Origin of the sequence: Mycobacterium sp. (assembly GCF_025965855.1) — a bacterium.
Classification (GTDB): Bacteria; Actinomycetota; Actinomycetes; order Mycobacteriales; family Mycobacteriaceae; genus Mycobacterium.
The window spans coordinates 1-3,375 of the sequence record NZ_JAOPWB010000313.1; the positions used below are offsets into that span (position 1 = coordinate 1).

4 protein-coding genes and 1 pseudogene are annotated in these 3,375 nt (G+C 62.4%); 4 read left to right on the top strand and 1 reads right to left on the bottom strand.

Going from position 1 to position 3,375, the window contains the following annotated elements; genetic code table 11:
* Positions 1-471 precede the first annotated feature (471 nt).
* The 4 genes from JWP83_RS26895 (at position 472) to JWP83_RS26905 (ending at position 2,235) form a co-directional block, all read left to right on the top strand.
* On the top strand, positions 472-651 hold the full coding sequence (locus JWP83_RS26895) for a hypothetical protein (protein ID WP_297737544.1): 180 nt from the start codon (positions 472-474) through the stop codon (positions 649-651).
* Between the two features lie 269 nt (positions 652-920).
* Positions 921-1,160, top strand: coding sequence for a DUF3761 domain-containing protein (locus JWP83_RS31355; protein WP_367185675.1), 240 nt, complete (start codon positions 921-923; stop codon positions 1,158-1,160).
* Between the two features lie 336 nt (positions 1,161-1,496).
* Complete coding sequence (locus tag JWP83_RS26900) at positions 1,497-1,709, top strand: CsbD family protein (protein ID WP_297737547.1); 213 nt, start codon at positions 1,497-1,499, stop codon at positions 1,707-1,709.
* A gap of 262 nt (positions 1,710-1,971) precedes the next feature.
* Positions 1,972-2,235, top strand: coding sequence for a hypothetical protein (locus JWP83_RS26905; protein WP_297737550.1), 264 nt, complete (start codon positions 1,972-1,974; stop codon positions 2,233-2,235).
* A 960-nt stretch (positions 2,236-3,195) separates the two neighbouring features.
* On the opposite strand, the pseudogene JWP83_RS26910 reads toward JWP83_RS26905, so the two are convergent.
* Positions 3,196-3,375: pseudogene (locus tag JWP83_RS26910) on the bottom strand (ATP-binding protein); the annotation flags it as partial.

Here is a 3,375-nt window from a genome sequence, read left to right on the forward strand (position 1 = left end):
CAAGCTGCCGTTGATCCAGTTCCATAGCCACGGGATCGAGTGTTTCTGACATCGTCAGTCCTTCCCGCCAAGCTCACGCTCGGCGTGTCAGACCAAGATCAGATCCACCGTTGTTCTGACAGTCCCATGGCCATTGACAACCGCCTCGGCCTGCTGGGCCGTTGCCTGCTTCTTTTGGTACATGGGGACAATTTTGTTCTCTGCCACAGCATTGCTCCTTCGATAGAGCGGGACATGCTGTTCCAATGCTGTCGTGATGTCGCGGGGCGCCAAAGCGTAGTCGGCTACTCGATAGCCGTATTTCCACTTAGTGATTGACTAGTCAGCTCGTAAATGTGGGGTAGTTGGCCAGCACGGAAGCGTCATGATCAACAACAGCGGATCGTCGGTGGAATCGAAACGGTGGTAGGCAATCTGGATGCCCTTGTCGACGGCGGTAAACGTACGCATGCTGCTTCTATCATCGGCAGGATGTCGAAGGCCCGACGGCTAGGGCTGGTCCTCCTGCTCAACCTGCTGCTGGTAGCGGCCCTGGTAATTGTCGGGGTGGTCGCCCACTCACTGGGAGTGTTGGCCGCCGGGGTCGACTGCCTCGCCGACGCTGCCGCCATTGGCGTCTCGCTGATGGCGATCCGGCTGCGCATCGCCTGATTCGTCACGGGAAGGCTATGTGGTTTCGGCTGTGCGTGCCGAGCACGAATCTGCGCCGGCAGCCGGCGAGCGGCCGGGTCTGGCGGCGACGTCTTTGGTGTTGGCGGCCGTCCTTGACGACTCGAAGCATGTGGCGACTCACCCCGCGGCGGCTCGCCAATTAGTCGCGATTTTGGACGCGCTATCGAAGCGGACGCAGGGGCGCGGGAATATACCGCCGGGAGTAAATACACATGGTTCGTTCGGTACTCGTCGGCACTGCAATCTTCATGGGAGCCGCTATCGGTGCGGCGCCCATCGCCAGCGCCCAACCGCCCTTAGTGGTGGCCCCGCTGTCGCCGAATGCCCCACTTCCGTCGTGCGGCGGCTACACCAACGTCGACGGGAACTGCGTGCCATCGCCGGACCACACACGGAGCGACCTTCCCGACGGGGACGGCACATACAGCCACTCCCAACACAAGCAAGGGTCAGGCTCCTGGCACGGCGGCACCGGCCGGTCGAAATAGGTCATGCCCGCCTCGCGATTACGCGCGAATTCGCCCGGTGCCACGGTGGAGGACAAAATCGGATAGCGCGATCAGCGTGGGGCCACCTCGCGGCGCTCATCCAGCAGCGCGTCCGCCACGTCTATCGACGGCAGCGGCCCGCCCCGCTCCCGAGCCGCACGGCGCAGAGCCGCCATCAATCGCAGCTCGGAGTCGACGGCCTCGATGATTTTCGAGCGGTCAACCAGCTCAAGGCTTTCGGTCTCGCCGCGGTATTGCCCAAGCGGGGTGGGTCAGGCCGAAACAGGGTAACCGCCTCTTAGCACATTATCGGAACCGGAAGAGAAGGACACGCAAGTGAGCGGTGCGGATAAAGCCCGGAACAAGGTGGACCAGGTCACGGGTAAGGTCAAGGCGGCAATCGGCCGCGCGATCAACGATCCAGCGCGGGAGGCTCAGGGCAGGGCTGATCAGCGGGCGGCTCACCTGAGAGACGCGGGTGAAAAGGTCAAAGACGCATTCCGGCCTCGACGGCGCCGAAAGATGCCTCGGCGGCGTCGACAGATATAGCCGACAAAGCCCTCACGAAATGGCCGAGGGGATCAGTCCCGCGCCAAGTCTATCGACGGCAGCGGACCACCCCGCTCCCGAGCCGCACGGCGCAAGCGCCGCCACCAATCGCAGCTCGGAGTCGATGGTCTCGATGTCGCGCGCGAGTGTTCAGCGTGTCCGCCCATCGCGAGCGCGGCAATTCACCCCGTGTGTGCCCTTGACGTAATTATTCGGTGAGGTCGACCACCGCGGCGCCGGGCAAGCGGCCTACCCTCGCAAGATGGAGCCTTATCCCGAAGAAATACCCGACTTCTCGCCGTTCATCAAGATGCGGCGAATACAGCTTGATCCCGAATCCGTTATCGGAAAGGAACTCGTCGACCGGTTCGCCGAGTTCGACCATTCCTTCACCGGGCACAGCAGGATATGGGCCGTGGTAGTGAAACTCATTGGACTGACCGCTATGTGCTCCAGGGCTGTGATCGACCTTGAGAAAGAGGTGATCGATCTCAGGCGGGAGCTACGATCCCGCGACAAGGCGTAATCACCGGCAGTCAGTACCCCACAATCGTCCCAGCTCGGGTGTGAGGACTGTTGCCCCGCGACGAGCGGATCAGTCGCTAGCTGCTTTGATACTTTCTTAAGGGGAATCCTTTAGGGAATGAATACCGACAAGCAAAGAAAACCGTGGCCTCGCCGGTGCGCTGCCGCGCTGGCGGCTGGCGGCGTGGCTTTGTCCACACTCGGACCGACCACGGGCGTTGCCCAGGCAGCGCCTTCTCCTGCACCCACATATCATCATCACTGGTGCCCAGGCGACCCATGGGACCAGGGATGGGGCCCTTACCAGAACTGGAACGACTGCCGTGACTGGGACGACAACTACTACGGGGGCCCAACCGGTTATGGACCCCCCGGTTATGGACCGCCCGGTTATGGACCCGGTTATGAACAACCCCCGCCGTGGGCGCCGCCACCGCCACCGGGTTGGGCGCCTTAGGCTCCGGTTGTCTGGGACCCCGACGCGAATGGTTGGGGGTCTTGGAATAACGGAATCTTGACCCCGTTCCAACCAGAACCGGGCCGGATAGAACATCCGTTAGCAAAGCAGGTGGCGCAGCGGCACAGAGTCGCTACAAAAGGGCCCGACAGAACGCGGCGAGCTGATCAGCCACACTGAGTTGGGGTCGGATTTCCTGCGGTGCCTGAGAGGCCGGTGAGCTGCTCAACAGGCATGCTGCGTACCAACCCGCTCGATGCGCTGGGGACGAGGAGGACGAGCCGCCGAGGCAGCTGCCCGGCACATAGTGGGCGGGAGCCCAGATGGTGCATTCTCGGCTCCAACTGCCGTCGCTGGATATCGGACCGTCGCACAGGGTTGTCAATGGACAGCTGAAACTGCCCATGGGCGGACATGAGAACTGCTCGTAGGTGGCCAATAAGAACTGCCCAGTGGCGGACACGAATCTGTCCATGATGGGTGAGTCCGCCACCGGTAGTGCTGTCAGGTCAGGGGTTTGACTCCTTTTCCGTGTAGGGCTTGGGCCAGGCGCACGGAGTCTCCGCTGGTCTGGCACAGGAGCGCGTGGTGCAGGAGACGGACGACGGTCGCGGTGGCCAATGTTTTGGGCATCAGCTCGTCGAAGCCGCTCGGATGCAGATTCGACGAGATCGCCACCGACCT